The 17,401-nt window shown below is 69.9% G+C and carries 17 protein-coding genes; 8 read left to right on the top strand and 9 right to left on the bottom strand.

What is annotated here, in order from left to right:
* The first annotated feature begins 277 nt into the window (after window positions 1–277).
* On the top strand, window positions 278–1,045 hold the full coding sequence (locus ACN20J_RS14830) for an endonuclease/exonuclease/phosphatase family protein (protein WP_189840269.1): 768 nt from the start codon (window positions 278–280) through the stop codon (window positions 1,043–1,045).
* Between the two features lie 9 nt (window positions 1,046–1,054).
* On the opposite strand, the gene ACN20J_RS14825 is transcribed toward ACN20J_RS14830, so the two are convergent.
* The 4 genes from ACN20J_RS14825 to ACN20J_RS14810 all read right to left on the bottom strand — a co-directional run bounded on the left by ACN20J_RS14825 (window position 1,055) and on the right by ACN20J_RS14810 (window position 4,290).
* Window positions 1,055–2,026, bottom strand: coding sequence for a CU044_5270 family protein (locus ACN20J_RS14825; protein ID WP_419666054.1), 972 nt, complete (start codon window positions 2,024–2,026; stop codon window positions 1,055–1,057).
* A complete protein-coding gene (locus tag ACN20J_RS14820) occupies window positions 2,019–2,639 on the bottom strand; it encodes an RNA polymerase sigma factor (protein WP_419666053.1) in 621 nt (206 codons plus the stop codon). Before ACN20J_RS14820 ends, ACN20J_RS14825 begins: the two co-directional genes overlap by 8 nt.
* 180 nt (window positions 2,640–2,819) lie before the next feature.
* On the bottom strand, window positions 2,820–3,488 hold the full coding sequence (locus tag ACN20J_RS14815; protein ID WP_189840272.1) for a hypothetical protein: 669 nt from the start codon (window positions 3,486–3,488) through the stop codon (window positions 2,820–2,822).
* Window positions 3,481–4,290, bottom strand: a complete 810-nt coding sequence (locus ACN20J_RS14810) for an alpha/beta hydrolase (protein WP_419666052.1) — start codon at window positions 4,288–4,290, stop codon at window positions 3,481–3,483. The genes ACN20J_RS14815 and ACN20J_RS14810 overlap by 8 nt, the downstream gene beginning before the upstream one ends.
* A gap of 320 nt (window positions 4,291–4,610) precedes the next feature.
* Here ACN20J_RS14810 and ACN20J_RS14805 point away from each other — a divergent pair, with 320 nt between their 5' ends.
* The 4 genes from ACN20J_RS14805 to ACN20J_RS14790 all read left to right on the top strand — a co-directional run bounded on the left by ACN20J_RS14805 (window position 4,611) and on the right by ACN20J_RS14790 (window position 8,667).
* Window positions 4,611–5,456, top strand: coding sequence for a 1-acyl-sn-glycerol-3-phosphate acyltransferase (locus tag ACN20J_RS14805; protein WP_189840274.1), 846 nt, complete (start codon window positions 4,611–4,613; stop codon window positions 5,454–5,456).
* A 33-nt stretch (window positions 5,457–5,489) separates the two neighbouring features.
* Window positions 5,490–6,740 (top strand): MacS family sensor histidine kinase, encoded by a 1,251-nt coding sequence (macS, locus tag ACN20J_RS14800; protein WP_419666051.1) that lies wholly within the window; start codon window positions 5,490–5,492, stop codon window positions 6,738–6,740.
* Window positions 6,741–6,846: 106 nt separating this feature from the next.
* The gene (locus ACN20J_RS14795; protein WP_386670291.1) at window positions 6,847–7,494 is read left to right on the top strand and encodes a response regulator; all 648 of its coding nucleotides are present in this window, start codon (window positions 6,847–6,849) and stop codon (window positions 7,492–7,494) included.
* 144 nt (window positions 7,495–7,638) lie between these two features.
* On the top strand, window positions 7,639–8,667 hold the full coding sequence (locus tag ACN20J_RS14790; protein WP_055612065.1) for a 6-phosphofructokinase: 1,029 nt from the start codon (window positions 7,639–7,641) through the stop codon (window positions 8,665–8,667).
* Between the two features lie 418 nt (window positions 8,668–9,085).
* Here ACN20J_RS14790 and ACN20J_RS14785 read toward each other — a convergent pair whose 3' ends face one another.
* Both ACN20J_RS14785 and ACN20J_RS14780 read right to left on the bottom strand, forming a co-directional pair.
* Window positions 9,086–10,972 carry an anthranilate synthase family protein gene (locus tag ACN20J_RS14785; protein ID WP_419666050.1) on the bottom strand — a complete coding sequence of 629 codons (1,887 nt, stop codon included), beginning with the start codon at window positions 10,970–10,972 and terminating at the stop codon, window positions 9,086–9,088.
* Window positions 10,973–11,089: 117 nt separating this feature from the next.
* Window positions 11,090–11,158, bottom strand: coding sequence for a trp operon leader peptide (locus ACN20J_RS14780; protein WP_359725637.1), 69 nt, complete (start codon window positions 11,156–11,158; stop codon window positions 11,090–11,092).
* A 160-nt stretch (window positions 11,159–11,318) separates the two neighbouring features.
* On the opposite strand from ACN20J_RS14780, the gene ACN20J_RS14775 reads away from it, so the two are divergent.
* Together ACN20J_RS14775 and ACN20J_RS14770 are read left to right on the top strand one after the other, a co-directional pair.
* A complete protein-coding gene (locus ACN20J_RS14775) occupies window positions 11,319–12,671 on the top strand; it encodes a class II 3-deoxy-7-phosphoheptulonate synthase (protein WP_189840279.1) in 1,353 nt (450 codons plus the stop codon).
* Window positions 12,672–12,802: 131 nt separating this feature from the next.
* The gene (locus ACN20J_RS14770; RefSeq protein ID WP_189840280.1) at window positions 12,803–13,078 is read left to right on the top strand and encodes a (2Fe-2S)-binding protein; all 276 of its coding nucleotides are present in this window, start codon (window positions 12,803–12,805) and stop codon (window positions 13,076–13,078) included.
* Between the two features lie 27 nt (window positions 13,079–13,105).
* Here the strand turns inward: ACN20J_RS14770 and bfr are convergent, their stop codons facing one another.
* The gene (gene bfr, locus ACN20J_RS14765; protein WP_143637901.1) at window positions 13,106–13,585 is read right to left on the bottom strand and encodes a bacterioferritin; all 480 of its coding nucleotides are present in this window, start codon (window positions 13,583–13,585) and stop codon (window positions 13,106–13,108) included.
* 185 nt (window positions 13,586–13,770) lie between these two features.
* Between bfr and ACN20J_RS14760 the strand changes: the two genes are divergently transcribed.
* Window positions 13,771–14,403, top strand: coding sequence for a sulfite oxidase-like oxidoreductase (locus tag ACN20J_RS14760; RefSeq protein WP_189840281.1), 633 nt, complete (start codon window positions 13,771–13,773; stop codon window positions 14,401–14,403).
* Window positions 14,404–14,465: 62 nt separating this feature from the next.
* Here the strand turns inward: ACN20J_RS14760 and ACN20J_RS14755 are convergent, their stop codons facing one another.
* Together ACN20J_RS14755 and pknB are read right to left on the bottom strand one after the other, a co-directional pair.
* Entirely contained in the window at window positions 14,466–15,335 is an 870-nt protein-coding gene (locus tag ACN20J_RS14755) for a deoxyribonuclease IV (RefSeq protein WP_419666049.1), read from the bottom strand.
* Between the two features lie 109 nt (window positions 15,336–15,444).
* Window positions 15,445–17,379, bottom strand: a complete 1,935-nt coding sequence (pknB, locus tag ACN20J_RS14750) for a Stk1 family PASTA domain-containing Ser/Thr kinase (RefSeq protein WP_189840283.1) — start codon at window positions 17,377–17,379, stop codon at window positions 15,445–15,447.
* Window positions 17,380–17,401 lie beyond the last annotated feature (22 nt).

Raw genomic sequence — 17,401 nt, 5'->3', positions numbered from 1 at the left:
GACCGCCCGCCGTTTCCCTCCGGGGGCGGCGGGCGGTTCTGTTTGAGGGGCTGAGGGGTTGGGGGCTGGGGGTCGTGGGATCCGCGGGCCGGTGGGGGCTTGTCGCGCAGTTCCCCGCGCCCCTGAAAGATTGCGCAGTTCCCCGCGCCCCCGCGCCTCTGAAGACGCGGCGGTGGCCCCTTCTTTCAAGGGGCGCGAGGAACTGCGCGACCAGCCCTCCACCGGCCCGCGGTGAATCTGACGCCCCGGAACCGGCGGGGCATATATCTTGATCGGCATGCCGACCAGCCCTTCCGCCAGTCCGCTACCGGCGTCCCGTACGGAATCCGACGGCTCGGCCGTCATCAGGGTCCTCAGCTACAACATCCGCTCCATGCGCGACGACACCGCCGCACTCGCCCGAGTGATCAGCGCCTGCGAACCGGACCTCGTGCTGGTCCAGGAAGCCCCCCGCTTCTTCCGGTGGCGCAAGAAACTGGCCCGCCTGGCCGCCGCGTCCGGCCAGGTGATCCTCTCCGGTGGCGGCACGGCATCGGGCCCGGCCCTCCTCTGCTCCATGCGGGCGACGGTCGAGCGCACCGAGGACGTACTGCTCCCGCTCACCCCGGGACTGCACAGACGCGGCTTCGCCACCGCGGTGGTCCGCTTCGGCGGCGCCGCCCGTCTCGGCGTACTGAGCTGCCACCTCTCCCTCCAGAAGGACGAGCGCCACGAACAGGGCGGCATGCTCCTCGACCGCCTCGCCGCCCTGGGCACCCCGCACGCCGTCGCGGGCGGCGACCTCAACGAACGACCGAACGGCCGCACCTTCAAACGCCTCGCCACCGAGCTCCAGGACGGCTGGGCGGTGGCCCCCTGGGGTGCGGAGCACACCTCGACACCCGCCGACCCCCACCAGCGCATCGACGCGCTCTTCGCCACGGAGGGCGTGGAGATCCTGGGCTGCGGCGTACCACTCGGCCACCCCGGAGTGACGGAGACCGACCTGAAGGCCGCCACGGACCACCTGCCGGTCCTGGCGGCCCTCCGGGTGCCCGCCTCCTAGCCGGTACGCCTAGGGCCGCTGCCTGGCCCGGTCGGTGACCGCCCAGCCGTCGAGGTACGTGAGCTGGGTGTAGGACTTCATGTCCGCGCCGTCACCCGAGGTACGGCTGTCGCGGAAGCCGAGGAACTCGTACGACTCCGGGTCGAAGATGAACGTGCTGCCGATGGTGCCCGGACCGGAGAGCGAGATCCCGATGCCGGCCCGGCCCTTGGCGTCGGTGATCCCCGGGGTCACCTTCACGCCGGGCACCCTGCTGAGTGCTTCGTAGGCGGCAGCCCGGAGACCCTCGGGCATCACGGGGACGCGGTAGAGAAGTCCGGCGAGGCTGAACCCCACCATCTGCCACTCGTCCTCCGTGACGGGCTTCGAGTAGTCCGGCGTTTTATCGAACGGGTTGCGCATCGCCTTGAGCAGCTTGTCCGGCTCGGTCGGCAGCTTTTCGAGCCGGGTCCAGTCCTGCGTCGGCCAGATGGACTCGTTCGCCTTCGGAGGGTCGGCCCACCAGCCCTTGCCGACCTCCATCACCCAGGACCGCTGGGAGTCGTCCACCGAGCGCCAGTTCTCGTCGACGTACGTCTTGATGGTGCCCGTCTTCAGGTTCCTCTCCTTGACGATCTCCTTCGTGTAGATGAACTGGTCGTCCCGGGGCGCGACCGGCTCCTCGTGCTTGCGCTGGTATGCGGCGGCGCCGTACAGCACCGTCCGCGCGCTCACGTTCCGCAGGGCGGGGGAGCTGTCGTTCGGCGGTGTCGCCGTGTTCCCCGTACCGCCGTCGTCGCGGACCGCGACCAGGACCGTGGCGGCGACCGCGGCCGTGAGCGCGCCCGTCAGGGCGATGCGCAGGGCAGGACGCCGACGGCGCACGGCGGGAGCCGGGTCGTGCATCGCGGTGAGCAGGCGGGTGCGCGCCCGCTGCCGGGTCGCTTCGTCGAGCGGGGGCGCCCCCGCGTCCCAGCCGCTCAGTTCGTCGAGTTCACGCATGGGCGTCTGCCTCCCGGAAAGCTGTCGGATCGGATCCGCCCAGTGCTTCGCGCAGTCTGCCGCGCGCCCGGTGCAGCCGGGATCTGACGGTGCCGACGGGCACACCGAGGGCTTGGGCCACTTCCTCGTAGTCGAGGCCGGCCCAGGCCACCAGCAGCACCACGTCGCGATGCCGGGCGGAGAGCCCGGACAGCGCGGCCGCCAGTTCCCGGCGCACCCCTGTGGCGCCGGCCCTGGCGACCGCGCGATCCGCGACCGGCTCCTCGTGCTCGACTGCAAGCGGAAGCCGCGAGAGCGCCTTGAAACGGCGCGCCTCGGCTCTTCGATGCCGGCTCACGAGGTTCGTCGCGATGCCGAACAGCCACGGGCGGGCGTCGGCCCGCTCCAGGTCGTACGTGTGGCGCCGCTGGAAGGCCGTCGTGAACGTCTCCGCCATCAGGTCCTCTGCCGCCTCGGGACCGAGCCGCCGGGCCGCGTAGCGGTGCACGGCGTCGGCGTGACGGTCGAAGAGCACGGCGAACAGCTCGGGCTCGTCCCGAGACCGTTCGATCACACGGGCGTCGTTTTCCTCGCGCCTCGCCTCGCGCGCGGGGACGCCCGGTCCGACGGTCATCGAGGCTCCTTTCGTTCGACTGAACGCCTCGAAGGCTTGGGCTTGTTCGGGTTGTCCACCCCTACTTCACCGATCGGCGGGATCGAGTTCCATCCGGGGTTCCGCAGCGGGGCCGCACCCACGCGAAAGCCCGCCCGGGAGTTTCTCCGGGCGGGCTTCCGTACGTACCTGTGCGCGGCGTCAGACCACCGCGCCGCGCCCCGGGTCGTCCTCGTCCTCGTCGTCGCTGCGCATGCGGCCCACCAGGGTGGCGAAGCCGCCGAGGAAGCCGCCGATGCCGATGGTGGCGAGCCACCAGGTCATGTTCCAGCCGAGCAGGACGGCGAGGAGGAGCAGGAGCGGGCCGCCGATCACGGCCAGCCAGGCGAACTTGGCCGTCGCGTCCGCGGCGGGCAGCGGGGGCGGCTCGGGCGGCACGAAGTGGCCCTCGTCGTCCTCGTCGAGGTCCTCCTCGGCCGGTTCGGGCATCGAGTAGTCGCGCGGGCCCGAGACACCGGGCGCGAAGGCGACGGAGCTGCCGAGCGGCTTCTCGGTCTCGGCGGAGGTCTCGTCCTCCGCCGCCGGCTCCGCGGCCTCGGTGGTGTCCGTGGAGCCCTTCGTTTCCTTGGGATTCTTGGAGCTCTTGGCGCTCTTCGTGTCGGTGTCGCCCGAGTCGTTCGTCTCGGGCTCCAGGAGCGCCAGGTCCTCGATCGACTTGAAGGGCTTGGCGCCGGGCGGGTCCGGCGGCTCGTCGCCGTACCCCGCGACGATCGCCTCCCACGCGGCGGCCTCGTCGAACGACGGGCCCTGTTCCTCGCCGGACGGCGCGTCCTTCTCCTCGGGTTCGCGGTCCGCGTCGTGCTCAGCCACCAGTGGCCGTCCCTTCCTGCTGACCCGCCTGGCCCGCGCCGGTCTCCTTGCCGGCGCCGGGTGCGAGCCGGGAGACGAAGGCGAAGCTCTCCTCGAAGATCCGGTCCGCGTCGTGGTCCAACGTCGCGACGTGGTAGCTCTGTTCCAGGAGTATCTCCGTGACATCCACGGACGACACCCGGCTGAGGATGTGGGCCGAGTCGGCGGGCGGCACGACGTGGTCCTGCGGGCTGTGCAGGAGCAGCATCGGCTGCGTCACCTGAGGCAGCTCGCCGTCGACCAGCCGGAAGAAGTTCCGCAACGAGTGGGCCGCGTGCAGAGGCACCCGGTCGTAGCCGACCTCGACGCCGCCCTCCTTCGCGATGTCGCTGGTCAGCCCTTTCGTCGTACGGACGAGATGGCGGAGCACCGGAAGGGCGTACGCCGCGAGGCCGTGCACCTTGTTCGCCGGGTTGACGACCACGATGCCGCTGATCTCGTCGCCGTGCTCGGCGGCGAGCCGCAGGGTGAGGGCGCCGCCCATGGAGAGGCCGAAGACGAAGACCTGGGAGCAGCGCTCGCGCAGGGCGCGCAGCTCGCGGTCCACCTCCGCGTACCAGTCCTGCCAGCCCGTGAGCTGCATGTCCTCCCAGCGCGTGCCGTGCCCGGGCAGCAGCGGCAGCGCGACGGTCAGACCGCGCTCGGCGAGATACTCCGCCCAGGGGCGCAGCGACTGCGGAGAACCGGTGAACCCGTGGCAGAGAAGGACCCCGACCTCTCCGCCCTCGTGGCGGAACGGCTCGGCTCCAGGAAGGACCGGCACCTTCGGTCTCCTGTTCATTGAAGAGGGACGACTCATGGGACGACTCATGGAAGAAGGACGCTCTTGGACGACGAACGAAGGACGCTCTGCGAAGAAGGACGACTCATGAAGAGGGACGGCTGTTCATCGAGAACTGTTCATTCGGGAGAACGGTTCCCTGTTCATTCCGGGGCGACGCGACGACCACCCCGAAGCTTCGAGGCGTACTTCACCGTACGCGACCGCACTGACACCGACCAGGGCCGTCGGGCCCTTTGACACTGCTCCGGGTTAAGGTCTGACCGACAGACACAGGAGGCACTCGCTTGATCTACGGCGCAATGAAGTTTTCCATCGGAGGGCCCCTGAAGCTCGCTTTCAGGCCCTGGGTGGAAGGCCTCGAGAACATTCCCGCCGAGGGCCCGGCCATCCTGGCGAGCAATCACCTGTCGTTCTCGGACTCGTTCTTCCTGCCCGCGGTCCTGGACCGCAAGGTGACGTTCATCGCGAAGGCCGAGTACTTCACGACGCCCGGCGTCAAGGGCCGGATGACGGCCGCCTTCTTCAAGGGCGTCGGCCAGCTGCCGGTGGACCGCTCCGGGGGGCGTGGCGCGGGCGAGGCGGCCATCAAGAGCGGCGTGGACGTCATCGAGCGCGGCGAGCTGTTCGGCATCTATCCCGAGGGCACGCGGTCGCCCGACGGCCGCCTCTACCGGGGCAAGCCCGGCGGCCTCGCGCGCGTGGCGCTCGCCACCGGCGCTCCCGTCATCCCGGTCGCCATGATCGACACCGAGAAGATCCAGCCGCCCGGCAAGGTGATGCCCAAGCTGATGCGCCCGGGCATCCGCATCGGCAGGCCGCTGGACTTCAGCCGGTACAACGGCATGGAGCACGACCGGTTCGTCCTGCGCGCCGTGACCGACGAGGTCATGTACGAGATCATGAAGCTCTCCGGGCAGGAGTACGTCGACATCTACGCGACGGCCGCCAAACGGCAGATCGCGGAAGAGGCGAAGGCGCAGAAGCAGGCGCTCAAGGAAGCCCAGAAGGAAGCCGATCAGGCCCTGAAGGAAGCGCAGAAAGAAGCGCAGAAGGAAACCGAGCAGGCGGAGAAGCAGGCGGAGAAGCAGGCGGAGCGGCAGACCGAGAAGGACCAGAAGGACGAGAAGGAACGGTCCGACTCCTAGACGCGACCGTCGGGGGATGGGGTAGTGGGGGACATGGCCAAGCGCGAGAGAGTCATGAGGATGTCGGTCGAGCAGCCCCTGTGGCGTGCGCTGACCGGGTACCGGGTCCTGACGATGTTCTACGCGATCGGCCTGTTCGCGACCCACTACAGCAGCTTCGTCCGCCCCGAAGTGGCCATCGGCTACTACCTGGTGCTCATCTCCTGGACCTTCGCGACCCTGCCCAGGGTGGCCAACGCGGCCAGCTGCACCAAGCGCTTCCTCGCCGCCGACCTGACCATCGCGCTGACCGGCATCCTCCTCACGCCGGTCGCGGACGCCCACGACCGGATCGTGGACGGCGGCCCGACCCTCCCGTCGATATGGACCGCGGGTTCCGTGCTGGCGTTCGCGATCAAGGGCGGCTGGCGCTGGGCGGCCTTCGCCTCGGCGCTCGTCGGCGTCGCCAACGTCGTCCAGCGTGGCGCGCTCAGCCAGGACACCCTCCACAACGTGCTGCTCGTCTGGGTCGCCTCCATCGCCATCGGATACGTCGTCGAGGTGGCCCGCGCCTCCGAGCGCACCCTCGCCCGCGCCCTGGAGATCGAGGCCGCCACGCGCGAGCGGGAGCGGCTCGCCCGCGACATCCACGACGGCGTCCTCCAGGTGCTGGCCATGGTGCAGCGGCGCGGTGCCACGCTCGGCGGAGAGGCCGCGGAACTGGGCCGTCTCGCGGGCGAGCAGGAGGTCGCGCTGCGCACACTGGTCTCGGGCGGGCTCGTACCGGTCTCACGCGTGTCCGAGGACGAGGCCGAGGGCGCCCTGGTGCGCGCGGTGGACGAGCCGGACCTGGACGAGGGCGGCCCCTGCGACCTGCGCTCGCTGCTCGCCCCGTACGCCACCGCGAAGGTGACCTTCTCCGCGCCGGGCACCCCGGTGCCGCTCGACCCGGCCGCCGCGAAGGAGCTGGCCGCCGCCGTCGGGGCCGCCCTGGACAACGTCCACCGGCACGTGGACGCGGACGCCCGCGCGTGGATCCTGGTCGAGGACGAGCCGGACGAGGTGATCGTGACCGTACGCGACGACGGTCCCGGCATCCCCGAGGGCCGGCTCGCCCAGGCCGAGGGGGAGGGGCGCCTCGGCGTGGCCCTGTCGATCCGCGGACGGCTGCGCGAGATCGGGGGCTCGGCCGAGCTGATCTCCGTACCGGGCCAGGGCACTGAGGTCGAACTGAAGGTCCCGAAGACGGACGCGACGAACGTGAAGGACCCGAGGGGTCCACGGGGGAAGGCGGAACAGCGATGACGAGGACCACGGGGAAGCCGGCGGGGAAGTCGACGGGGAGGGCCACGGAGGCCATGGCGAAGGCGGGACGGCGATGAGTGACGGACAGGGCGGCCCGATCAGGGTCATGGTGGTGGACGACCACCCCATGTGGCGCGACGCGGTCGCGCGCGACCTGGCCGAGTCCGGGTTCGACGTCGTCGCCACGGCGGGCGACGGCGAGCAGGCGGTGCGCCGCGCGCAGGCCGCCGCCCCCGACGTCCTCGTCCTCGACCTGAACCTGCCGGCCAAGCCCGGTGTGCAGGTCTGCAAGGAGCTGGTCGGGGTCAATCCCGCCCTGCGCGTCCTGGTCCTCTCCGCGAGCGGCGAGCACGCGGACGTCCTGGAGGCGGTCAAGTCGGGGGCCACCGGCTATCTGCTCAAGTCGGCGTCCACGGACGAGCTGATCGACGCGGTGCGCCGCACGGCCGTCGGTGACCCCGTCTTCACGCCCGGGCTCGCGGGCCTGGTCCTCGGCGAGTACCGCAGGCTCGCCTCCGACCCCGGGCCCGCCACGGGCGGCGACGAGCCCAGGGCTCCGCAGCTCACCGACCGTGAGACCGAGGTGCTCCGGCTGGTCGCCAAGGGCCTGAGCTACAAGCAGATCGCCGAGCGCCTCGTGATCTCCCACCGCACGGTCCAGAACCATGTGCAGAACACCCTGGGCAAGCTCCAGCTGCACAACCGTGTGGAGCTGGTGCGCTATGCCATAGAGCGGGGCCTCGACGACGCGTAAACCGTCCGCGTCCCACCAAAGAGTGAAGACGCAAGATCAACCCCCGCACAATTCACCGGAATTGACCTTCCGCCCTCTGCTGAAGTGACCTGGATCACTATTAGCGTGAGTCCCATCAGCCAACCGCGGCGAAGGGACTTTTCCATGCGGGTCGGAGTACTGACCGGAGGCGGCGACTGCCCCGGGCTCAACGCCGTCATCCGGGGCATCGTCCGCAAGGGCGTGCAGGAGTACGGCTACGACTTCACCGGCTTCCGGGACGGCTGGCGGGGGCCCCTGGAGGGCGACGCCGTCCGGCTCGACATCCCCGCCGTGCGCGGCATCCTGCCCCGCGGCGGCACCATCATCGGCTCCTCGCGCACCAACCCCCTCAAGGTCGAGAACGGCATCCGCCGGATCAAGGAGAACCTCGCCAAGCTGGAGGTCGACGCGCTCATCGCGATCGGCGGCGAGGACACGCTGGGCGTAGCCGCGCGTCTGACGGACGAGTACGGCGTCCCGGTGGTCGGAGTCCCGAAGACCATCGACAACGACCTCTCCGCCACCGACTACACCTTCGGCTTCGACACCGCCGTCGGGATCGCGACCGAGGCGATCGACCGGCTGCACACCACCGCCGAGTCGCACATGCGGGTGCTCGTCTGCGAGGTGATGGGGCGGCACGCGGGCTGGATCGCGCTCCACTCGGGCCTCGCGGGCGGCGCGAACGTCATTCTCATCCCCGAGCAGCGGTTCGACGTCGACCAGGTCTGTGCGTGGGTGACCTCGCGCTTCAAGGCCTCGTACGCGCCGATCGTGGTCGTCGCGGAGGGGGCGATGCCGAAGGACGGCGACATGGTCCTCAAGGACGGCTCGCTGGACTCCTTCGGTCACGTCCGGCTCTCCGGGGTGGGGGAGTGGCTTTCCAAGGAGATCGAGCGCCGCACGGGCAAGGAGGCCCGTACGACGGTCCTCGGCCATGTCCAGCGTGGGGGCACTCCCAGCGCCTTCGACCGCTGGCTCGCCACGCGCTTCGGCCTCCATGCCATCGAGGCGGTCCGCGACGGCGACTTCGGCAAGATGGTCGCCCTCCAGGGCACCGACATCGTCCGCGTCCCCATCGCCGAGGCCACGGCCCGCCTGAAGACGGTGGACCCCCGCCTCTACGCGGAGGTCGGAGTCTTCTTCGGCTGACCCCCTGGTTCTCGCCCCCGCCGCCCTTACCTATTCCCGTCCCTTACTCAGGGGCTCCGCCCCCGAACCCCCAAAAGATTGCGCAGTTCCCCGCGCCCCTAAAAAGGGGCGCGGGGAACTGCGCGACCAGCCACGACTCACCCGCACGCATCGCACTCCACAAGCCCCACCCCTCAGCCCGTCCGGCGTTTGAGGACGAGGCCGTTCAGGCCGATCTTCCACCCACGGTCAACCCACCCACCCGTTCCTGCCCACCCACCCCGCACCTCCAGCCCCTCCGGCGTTTGAGGAGCGGGGGTCTGGGGGCGGAGCCCCCAGAAAGGGACGGGAATGGGTAGGGGCGGCGGGGGCGAAAAAGCACTGCCACGCGGACCACCCCCGCCCTTCATATATCCGCCGGTAGCCGAAAACCTCCGGACTACACGGCGGGCCGCCGCTCCGAGAACGTGCTGGTGCCCGCCCCGGCGCCCACCTGAGCCACCAGCTCCCGTACGACGTCCGTGCCGCGCAGCGTCAGTACCGACTCCGGGTGGAACTGGACCCCGGCGAAACCGGGCCCGCGCAGCGCGTGCACCTCGCCCGCCCCGCTGCGGCTGACCTCGACGCCATGGGCCGCCAGTTCCACCGCCGCCTCGTCGTCGCACCGCGCCACGAAGCTGTTGTAGAAGCCGACGGTCTCGGCCCGCCCGAAGAGATCGATGTCCGTCTGGGCACCCTGAAAGGGGACCTCCTTCCGGACGGTCTCCAGGCCCAGCTCCGCCGCGATCAGCTCATGCCCGAGGCAGACCCCCAGCACGCCGTGCCGATGGCTCCGGATCACCTCCGCGGTCAGGCCCCGCAGGAAGGCCATCTTCGGGTCCGTCATGTCCGACGGGTCGCCCGGCCCCGGCCCCAGCACCAGCGGACCCTCGTGCGCGAGCACCGCCTCCCGCAGCCCCGGCTCGTCGTATCGCCGGACGGTCACCTCAAGCCCCGACGAGCGCAGCAGATGCGCGAGCATCGCCGTGAAGGTGTCCTCCCCGTCCACGACCAGCGCATGGCCCTCCAGCTCGGCCGACCGCTCCTGCATCCGCAGCCAGAACGGCGCCAGCGCGGCCCGCCGACCATCGAGCGCCGCCCGCACCCGGGGATCGTCCGCGAGACTCGCCCGTGCCTTCTCCACGCCGGGCCGTCCGGGGCGTACCCCCAGCGCCGCCAGCACCCCGGCCGCCTTCGCATGCGTCTCGGCGACTTCGCTCGCCGGGTCCGACCCCCGTACGAGCGTCGCGCCGACCGGAACCTGCAGCCGGCCGCCCCCGTCGATGTCGGCGGTCCGGATGAGGATGGGGGAGTCGAGGGTCTGGGCCCCGCCGGAGTCCCGCCCGATCAGCGCCAGCGCCCCCGCGTAGTACCCGCGCCCGCCCACTTCGTGCCGCTCGATGACCCGGCAGGCGTTCTGCACCGGCGACCCGGTGACCGTCGCCGCGAACATGGTCTCCTTCAGCACCTCCCGCACATCCAGCGACGACTTGCCGCGCAACTCGTACTCGGTGTGCGCGAGATGGGCCATCTCCTTCAGCCGCGGCCCGATCACGACACCGCCCATGTCGCCGACCGTGCACATCATCTTGAGCTCCTCGTCGACGACCATCGAGAGCTCCTCGATCTCCTTGCCGTCGGCCAGGAACGCCAGCAGGTCCTCGGGCGTCGGCCCCTCGGCCGGATAGCGGTACGTCCCGCTGATCGGGTTCATCACGACCGTCCCGCCGGACATCCGGACATGCACCTCCGGGCTCGCCCCGACGAGCGTCCGCTCTCCCGTGTGCACGACGAACGTCCAGTACGCGCCCCGCTCACCCACCAGCAGCCGCCGGAAGAGAGCCAGCGCGTCGGCCCGTCCGAACCCCGGGATCTCGCCCTCGTACGTCCGCCGGATGACGAAGTTCGCGCCCTCGCCTCGCCCGATCTCCTCGTGCAGCACCCGCCCGACGATCTCCGCGTACGCCTCGTCCTCGACATCGAAGCCACCGCCCTCGACCCGCACGTCGTGCGCGGGCAGCTCCGACAGGGCCTGCTCCAGGGAGAGTTCGTACGACTCCTCGGGGGTGAGCACCGCGAGCGGTGTGCCGTCGTCGCGGACGTCGAAGCCGCGCTCCCGGATCTGGCGGTACGGAATGAGGGCGAGGCCCTCGGGGATGTCGGCCAGCCGCTCGTACTCGGTGACCGGGCCGAGCAGCAGCTCGACGGTGTCGTGATCGTGGCCCGGCGTGCGGCGGCGGAGCAGGGCGAACGGGCGGGGATCGTCCAGCAGGTCGAGCAGATTCATGGGTCCGGGTTCCTTCTCGGCGTCTCGTGGGAGAGGAGTGGAGAGGAACGGTCCCGGTCGCGAAAACACCGAAGGCCGCCCCTCGGGCGGCCTTCGCGAAGTCTTGCGTACGCGCAGTCAGTGGGCCGCCGGATGAGCGGTCCACCACCAGTTCTGGATCGGGTTCTGGATCGAGTGCGCGAACATGCGCCGCACGATACCCCATGCCACACCCTGTGTGACGGCGTACATACGGCGTACCCGTCGGGCATACGGCGTCCGCGTCGGGGCGTTCGATCGAGCGCGACCCGTCTCAATTGATGAGCATGGGGATGGACGCCCGACACGACCCCGTAATGTTGAGGTCGTGACCGTGAACGCTAAGTCCAGCGCAAGCGCTGGCAACACCTGGCGAGACCTGCCCGCGGCGCAGCAGCCCGAGTACCCCGATGCCGAGGCTCTGCGCGATGTGATCGCGGACCTCGAGTCGTATCCGCCGCTCGTCTTCGCCGGCGAGTGCGACCAGCTGCGCGCCCGGCTGGGAGCCGTCGCCAAGGGCGAGGCGTTCCTGCTTCAGGGCGGCGACTGCGCCGAGGCCTTCGACGCCGTGTCCGCCGACCACATCCGCAACAAGCTCAAGACCCTGCTCCAGATGGGCGCCGTCCTCACGTACGCGGCGTCCGTGCCGGTCGTGAAGGTCGGCCGCATCGCCGGCCAGTACTCGAAGCCGCGTTCCAAGGGCACCGAGACCCGTGACGGCGTGACCCTGCCGACCTACCGCGGCGACTCGGTCAACGGCTTCGACTTCAACGAGAAGGCCCGGATCCCGGACCCCGAGCGCCTGAAGCGGATGTACAACGCCTCCGCCTCGACGCTCAACCTGGTGCGCGCCTTCACCACCGGCGGCTACGCCGACCTGCGCCAGGTGCACGCCTGGAACCAGGACTTCGTGAAGACCTCGCCGTCGGGGCAGCGCTACGAGCAGCTGGCCCGCGAGATCGACCAGGCGCTGAACTTCATGCACGCCTGCGGGGCCGACCCGGAGGAGTTCAAGACCGTCGAGTTCTACGCCTCCCACGAGGCGCTGCTCCTCGACTACGAATCGGCGCTGACCAGGGTCGACTCCCGTACGGGCCACCTGTACGACGTCTCCGGGCACATGGTGTGGATCGGTGAGCGCACCCGCCAGCTGGACGGCGCGCACATCGAGTTCGCCTCGAAGATCCGCAACCCGATCGGCATCAAGCTGGGCCCGACGACGACGGCCGAGGACGCGCTGCAGTACATCGAGCGCCTCGACCCGGACCGCGAGCCCGGCCGGCTGACCTTCATCGTCCGCATGGGCGCCGACAAGGTCCGCGACAAGCTCCCCGAGCTGGTCGAGAAGGTCACCGCCTCGGGCGCGACCGTCGCCTGGATCACCGACCCGATGCACGGCAACACGTACGAGGCGGCCTCCGGTCACAAGACCCGCCGCTTCGACGACGTGCTCGACGAGGTCAAGGGCTTCTTCGAGGTCCACAAGGGCCTGGGCACCCACCCGGGCGGCATCCATGTCGAGCTCACCGGTGACGACGTCACCGAGTGCGTGGGCGGCGGCGACGAGATCTTCGTCGACGATCTGCACCAGCGCTACGAGACGGCCTGCGACCCGCGGCTGAACCGCAGCCAGTCCCTTGACCTGGCGTTCCTGGTGGCGGAGATGTACCGGGACCAGTAGTAGATCAGCAGCCGTTTCGGTTGTTACAAGAGCGTGTATTGGGGCGCGGATCACATACGATCCGCGCCCCATCGCACTTTTGCGGCTCCGGCCCGGCGGGTAAGGTTAGGTTAGCCTCACCGATTATCGGGATGGCACGACGACCCAACGAGTCCCGTCGGGAGGTGAACCGCGTGTACGTCTGCAACTGCTTCGGGGTGACCGAGGCGCAGGTGAAGAAGCACGCGGAGGGCGGTGCCTGCACCCCCCGGCAGATAGCGTCGGCCTGCAAGGCGGGCACCGACTGCGGCTCATGCGTACGACGCATTCAGGCGCTGCTGGGCAGGGGTGACTTCCCCCGGCGCGAGTCGGCCGACCAGGGCGTGCCCGTACTCTCCGAAGTGGAAGCGCTGGAAGAGGCGGCTTAGCCGTTCCGGCCGCTCGCCCCTCGCCGCTCAGCTGTCCGGCTGCTCGATGAGCTGCGCGATGTAGAGCGCCTCGCCGAGCTTCTCCACCAGCTCCAGCTGGGTGTCCAGATAGTCGATGTGGTGCTCCTCGTCCTCGAGGATCGACTCGAAGATGTTCGCGGACGTGATGTCGCCCTTGGTCCGCATCACCTCGATACCGCGCTTGAGCCGGTCGATCGCCTCGACCTCCACCTGCCGGTCCGCCTGGAACATCTCCGTGACCGTCTGCCCGACGCGGACGTGGAACAGCCGCTGGTAGTTCGGCAGGCCGTCCAGGAAGAGGATGCGGTCGGTCAGGATCTCCGCGTGCTTCATCTCGTCGATGGACTCGTGCCGCGTGTACTTCGCGAGCTTCGTCCAGCCGAAGTTCTCCTGCATCTTCGCGTGCAGGAAGTACTGGTTGATCGCGGTGAGTTCGGCGGTCAGCTGCTCGTTGAGGAATTCGATGACCTCGGGGTCGCCCTGCATCGCAGAGACTCCTTCCAAGCGGGGGGAACTGGCAGGTTGCGCCGCATGATTGCACCGGCGTAGAAGATCGTCCAGTAAGTGCATGCTTAGTAAGTTAGTACTTGCTTAGTCCCGTTTGTTCGGAGTTGTCAGAGTCGATGCGTACCTGGTCATGCCCATCGTCCGGGGTCTGTCAGGATGGAGTCATGGGTCAGCCGGTGGGTCGTGAATCTGGAGAAGCAGCGCAGTCGGAGCTTCCGCCGGGGCAGCGACTTCAGCGGGGCTGGCCGGTCACGCACTACGGGCCCGTACCGAAGTTCCGCCCCGAGCGCTGGGAGTTCAGGGTCTTCGGCGCCACGGCCGACAGCGAGAAGCACTGCTGGACCCACGAGGAGTTCACCGCCCTGCCGTACGCCACGGTCGTGGCCGATCTGCACTGCGTCACCAAGTTCAGCATGATCGGTGCGGAGTGGGGCGGCATCCCGGCCCGTACGATCCTGGAGATCGCCCCGCCCGCGCCCACCGTCACCCATGTGATGGTCTGGGCCGAGTACGGCTTCAGCTCGAATCTGCGCCTCGACGACTTCGCGTCCGAGCGCTCCATCTTCGCCACCCACAAGGACGGCGAACTGCTCACCGCGGAACACGGTTTTCCGCTGCGCCTCGTCGTGCCGCAGCTGTACGCGTGGAAGGGCCCCAAGTGGGTCCGCGGCGTCGAGTACATGACGGCCGACCGCCGCGGTTTCTGGGAGGAGCGCGGCTACCACAACGTCGGCGACCCCTGGCGTGAGCAGCGCTACTCGTACCAGGAGGAGCCCGGGGACGGTCCCGAGCTGTAGGCCCCCGCGATTCCCTGGGTCTCTCGGGCCTCTCGGGCCTCTCGCGCTTCTGGAGGCTTCGCTCAGCCGTCCCGGAGCTTCTTCAGCCGCTCCACGTCCGCCGCGTGCCCCTCCTTGCCGCCGGGCGTCTCGATGATCAGCGGTACGCCCTCGGTGGCGGGGTGGGTCATCAGCGCACGGAACGGGTCCTCGCCGATGTGCCCGGCGCCGATGTTCTCGTGGCGGTCCTTGTGGGCGCCCGCCACGTCCTTGGAGTCGTTGGCGTGGATCAGCTTCAGCCGGCCCTCGCCGACCGTGTCCACCAGCAGGTCGAGCGTCTGGTGCATCCCGCTGGGCCCGGTGAGGTCGTGGCCCGCCGCGAAGATGTGGCAGGTGTCCAGGCAGACGCCCAGCTTCGGATGGGCGTCGAGCGCCTCGAAGTACGGCCCGAAGTCCCAGGTCCGTGAGCAGAGCGAGGAGCCCTGTCCGGCGGTCGACTCCAGCAGCAGGAACGGGTCGTCGTCGTGGGTCAGCTCGTCGAGCAGCGGCAGCAGATACTCGCGGACCTGCTTCAGCGCGACCGACCGCTCCCGGCCGCCGGTCGCGGACCCCGTGTGCACGACGACGCCCAGCGCCCCGATCGCCCGCCCGCGCCGCAGCGAGTGCCGCAGCGACTCCACCGACTTCTCCACGGTCGCCTCGGTGTGCGAGCCGAAGTTGATCAGATAGGGCGCGTGGACGTACGCGGGAATCGACTCGGCGGCGCAGGCCGTGCGGAACTCCTCGTCCTGGAGGGGGTTTCCGGGCGGAGTCGCCCAGCCGCGCGGGTTGGCGACGAAGACCTGGACGGTCTCGGCGGCCAGCTCGCGCGCGTACGAGAGGCCGCCGGAGGCGAGGCCTCCGGCGACGGGGACATGGCCGCCGACGGGGTTGCGGGACTGCTGAGTGCTCACCCCTTCAGGGTGTCACGCGGTCCCGGTCGACCCGTCGGCGGCCATGTCCCTGCGGGTGCCTGTGCGGCCGATATGCCCGTGTGCCCGTGTGCTGTTGTGCCCGTCTGCGTCAGCGGATCTCGATCGTGATCGTCGATCCCTCGGGTGCCGTGTCGCCGCCGTCCACCGACTGGCTCTTGACCGTGTCGCCGAAGAGGCCGAGCAGACCGCGGTCCTCCTCGACCTTGAAACCGGCCGCTTCCAGCTCCTGCTTCGCGTCGTCGACGCTGTCGCCCACGACGTCCGGGACCTCGATCATCTCCGGGCCCTTGGACACCGTCAGCGTGACGGTGTCGCCGCCGCCCGCCTTGGTGTCGGGGTCCGGCGACTGCTTGGCGACCTGGCCGGCCTCGTACTCGGACGTGACCTGCTCGGAGGCGACCTCGACCGTCAGGCCGGCGTCCTCCAGCTCCTGCCTGGCGTCCTCGAGGTCGTCACCCACGACGTCGGGCACGTCCACCGGGCTGCCCTTGCTGATGGTGAGCGCGATCGCCGAACCACCGCGGCGCTCGGTGCCCGCACCCGGTTCCGTACGGATCACGAAGCCCACCGGTACGTCTTCGCTGAAGCCCTTGGTGACCATGCCCGCCACCAGGCCCTCGTTCTTCAGGCGCTGCTTGGCCTTGTCCAGCGAGTAGCCCTTCAGGTTCGGCACGCGCACGATCTCCGGGCCCTTGGACACCGTCAGGGTCACGGTGTCGTTGTCCCGGATCCGGGCGCCCGGTTTCGGGTCGCTGCTGATGACCCGGCCGGGCTTGACGGTGTCGCTGAAGCTGCGCTTGACGTACTTCACGTCGAGACCGGCGTCCGTGAGCTGCTTCCTGGCCTGTGCCTCGGTCTTCGAGAGCACCGCCGGGACGTTGGTGAACTGCCCGGAGTTGATGTACCAGACCCCCGCGCCCAGGCCGAGGGCCAGCAGCACCGCGGCGACGATCGCGATCAGACCGCGGCGGGGCGCCACCATACGGCCGCCGCGTCGACGGCGGGGCGGTTCGGGCGGCGGGGACGGCAGGTAGCTCGTGCGGTGCAGCTCGGCGTCGTCGTCGTTCACCGGAAGCGGCCGCTGCACCGACAGCGAGAGCGGGATCACGCTCGTACGGTCGTCGGCGTTCTGGTGGTCCGTGGTGACCGCCTGCGGCGGGACGGCGTCCAGCTGGTCGGCGCTCAGCGCGTTCCGGGCGTCCAGGACCTGCGAGAGCAGCTCGACGGCGTCGTACGGACGGAGGTCGGGGTTGCGTGCGGTGGCCGTCGTGACCAGCTCGTCGAGCTCGTAGGCCAGGCCCGGCACGGACGCCGACGGCCGGGGCACGTCCTCGTGGAGGTGCTTGTAGAGCACGGTGGCGGGCGAGTCCCCGTAGTGCGGGCGGTCGCCGGTCAGCATCTCGAAGAGGAGGATGCCGCACGCGTACACGTCGACCCGGGGGTCGGCCGTGCCGTTCTCTATCTGCTCGGGCGCGAGATACGAGACCGTGCCGAGCACGGCCCCCGTCGTGCTGGTGACCGTGTCCACGGCCCGTACGAGACCGAAGTCCGCGACCTTCACCCGGCCGTCGTCCCCTATCAGGACGTTCTCCGGCTTCATGTCGCGGTGCACGAACCCGGCGCGGTGCGCGGCGCCGAGCGCGGCGAGGACCGGCTCCAGGACGTCGAGCGCGGCCCGCGGCTGCAGGGCCCCGCGCTCGCGCAGCACGTCGCGCAGGGTGCATCCGGCTACGTACTCCATCGCCAGATAGACGAAACTGCCGTCCGTGCCCTGATCGAAGACCTGCACCACATTGGGGTGCGCGAGCCTGGCCACCGACTTGGCCTCGCGGATGAAACGGTCGACGAACGTGGCGTCGGCCGCAAGCGTCGGGTGCATCACCTTGAGCGCGAGCACCCGGTCCAGGCGGGTGTCCACGGCCCGGTAGACCGTGGCCATCCCGCCGACCGCGATGCGCGCGTCGACGCGGTAGCGGCCGTCGAGCACGTGCCCGACGAGCGGGTCCTGAAGGGTCGTATCCACGCAGGTGAGTGTACGAGCCGCC

It is taken from the genome of Streptomyces sp. 2-1 (assembly GCF_048564895.1).
Taxonomy (GTDB): Bacteria; Actinomycetota; Actinomycetes; order Streptomycetales; family Streptomycetaceae; genus Streptomyces; species Streptomyces phaeochromogenes.
The sequence above is the reverse complement of the archived record's forward strand: the minus strand, read 5'-3'. Positions and strand labels throughout refer to the sequence as shown.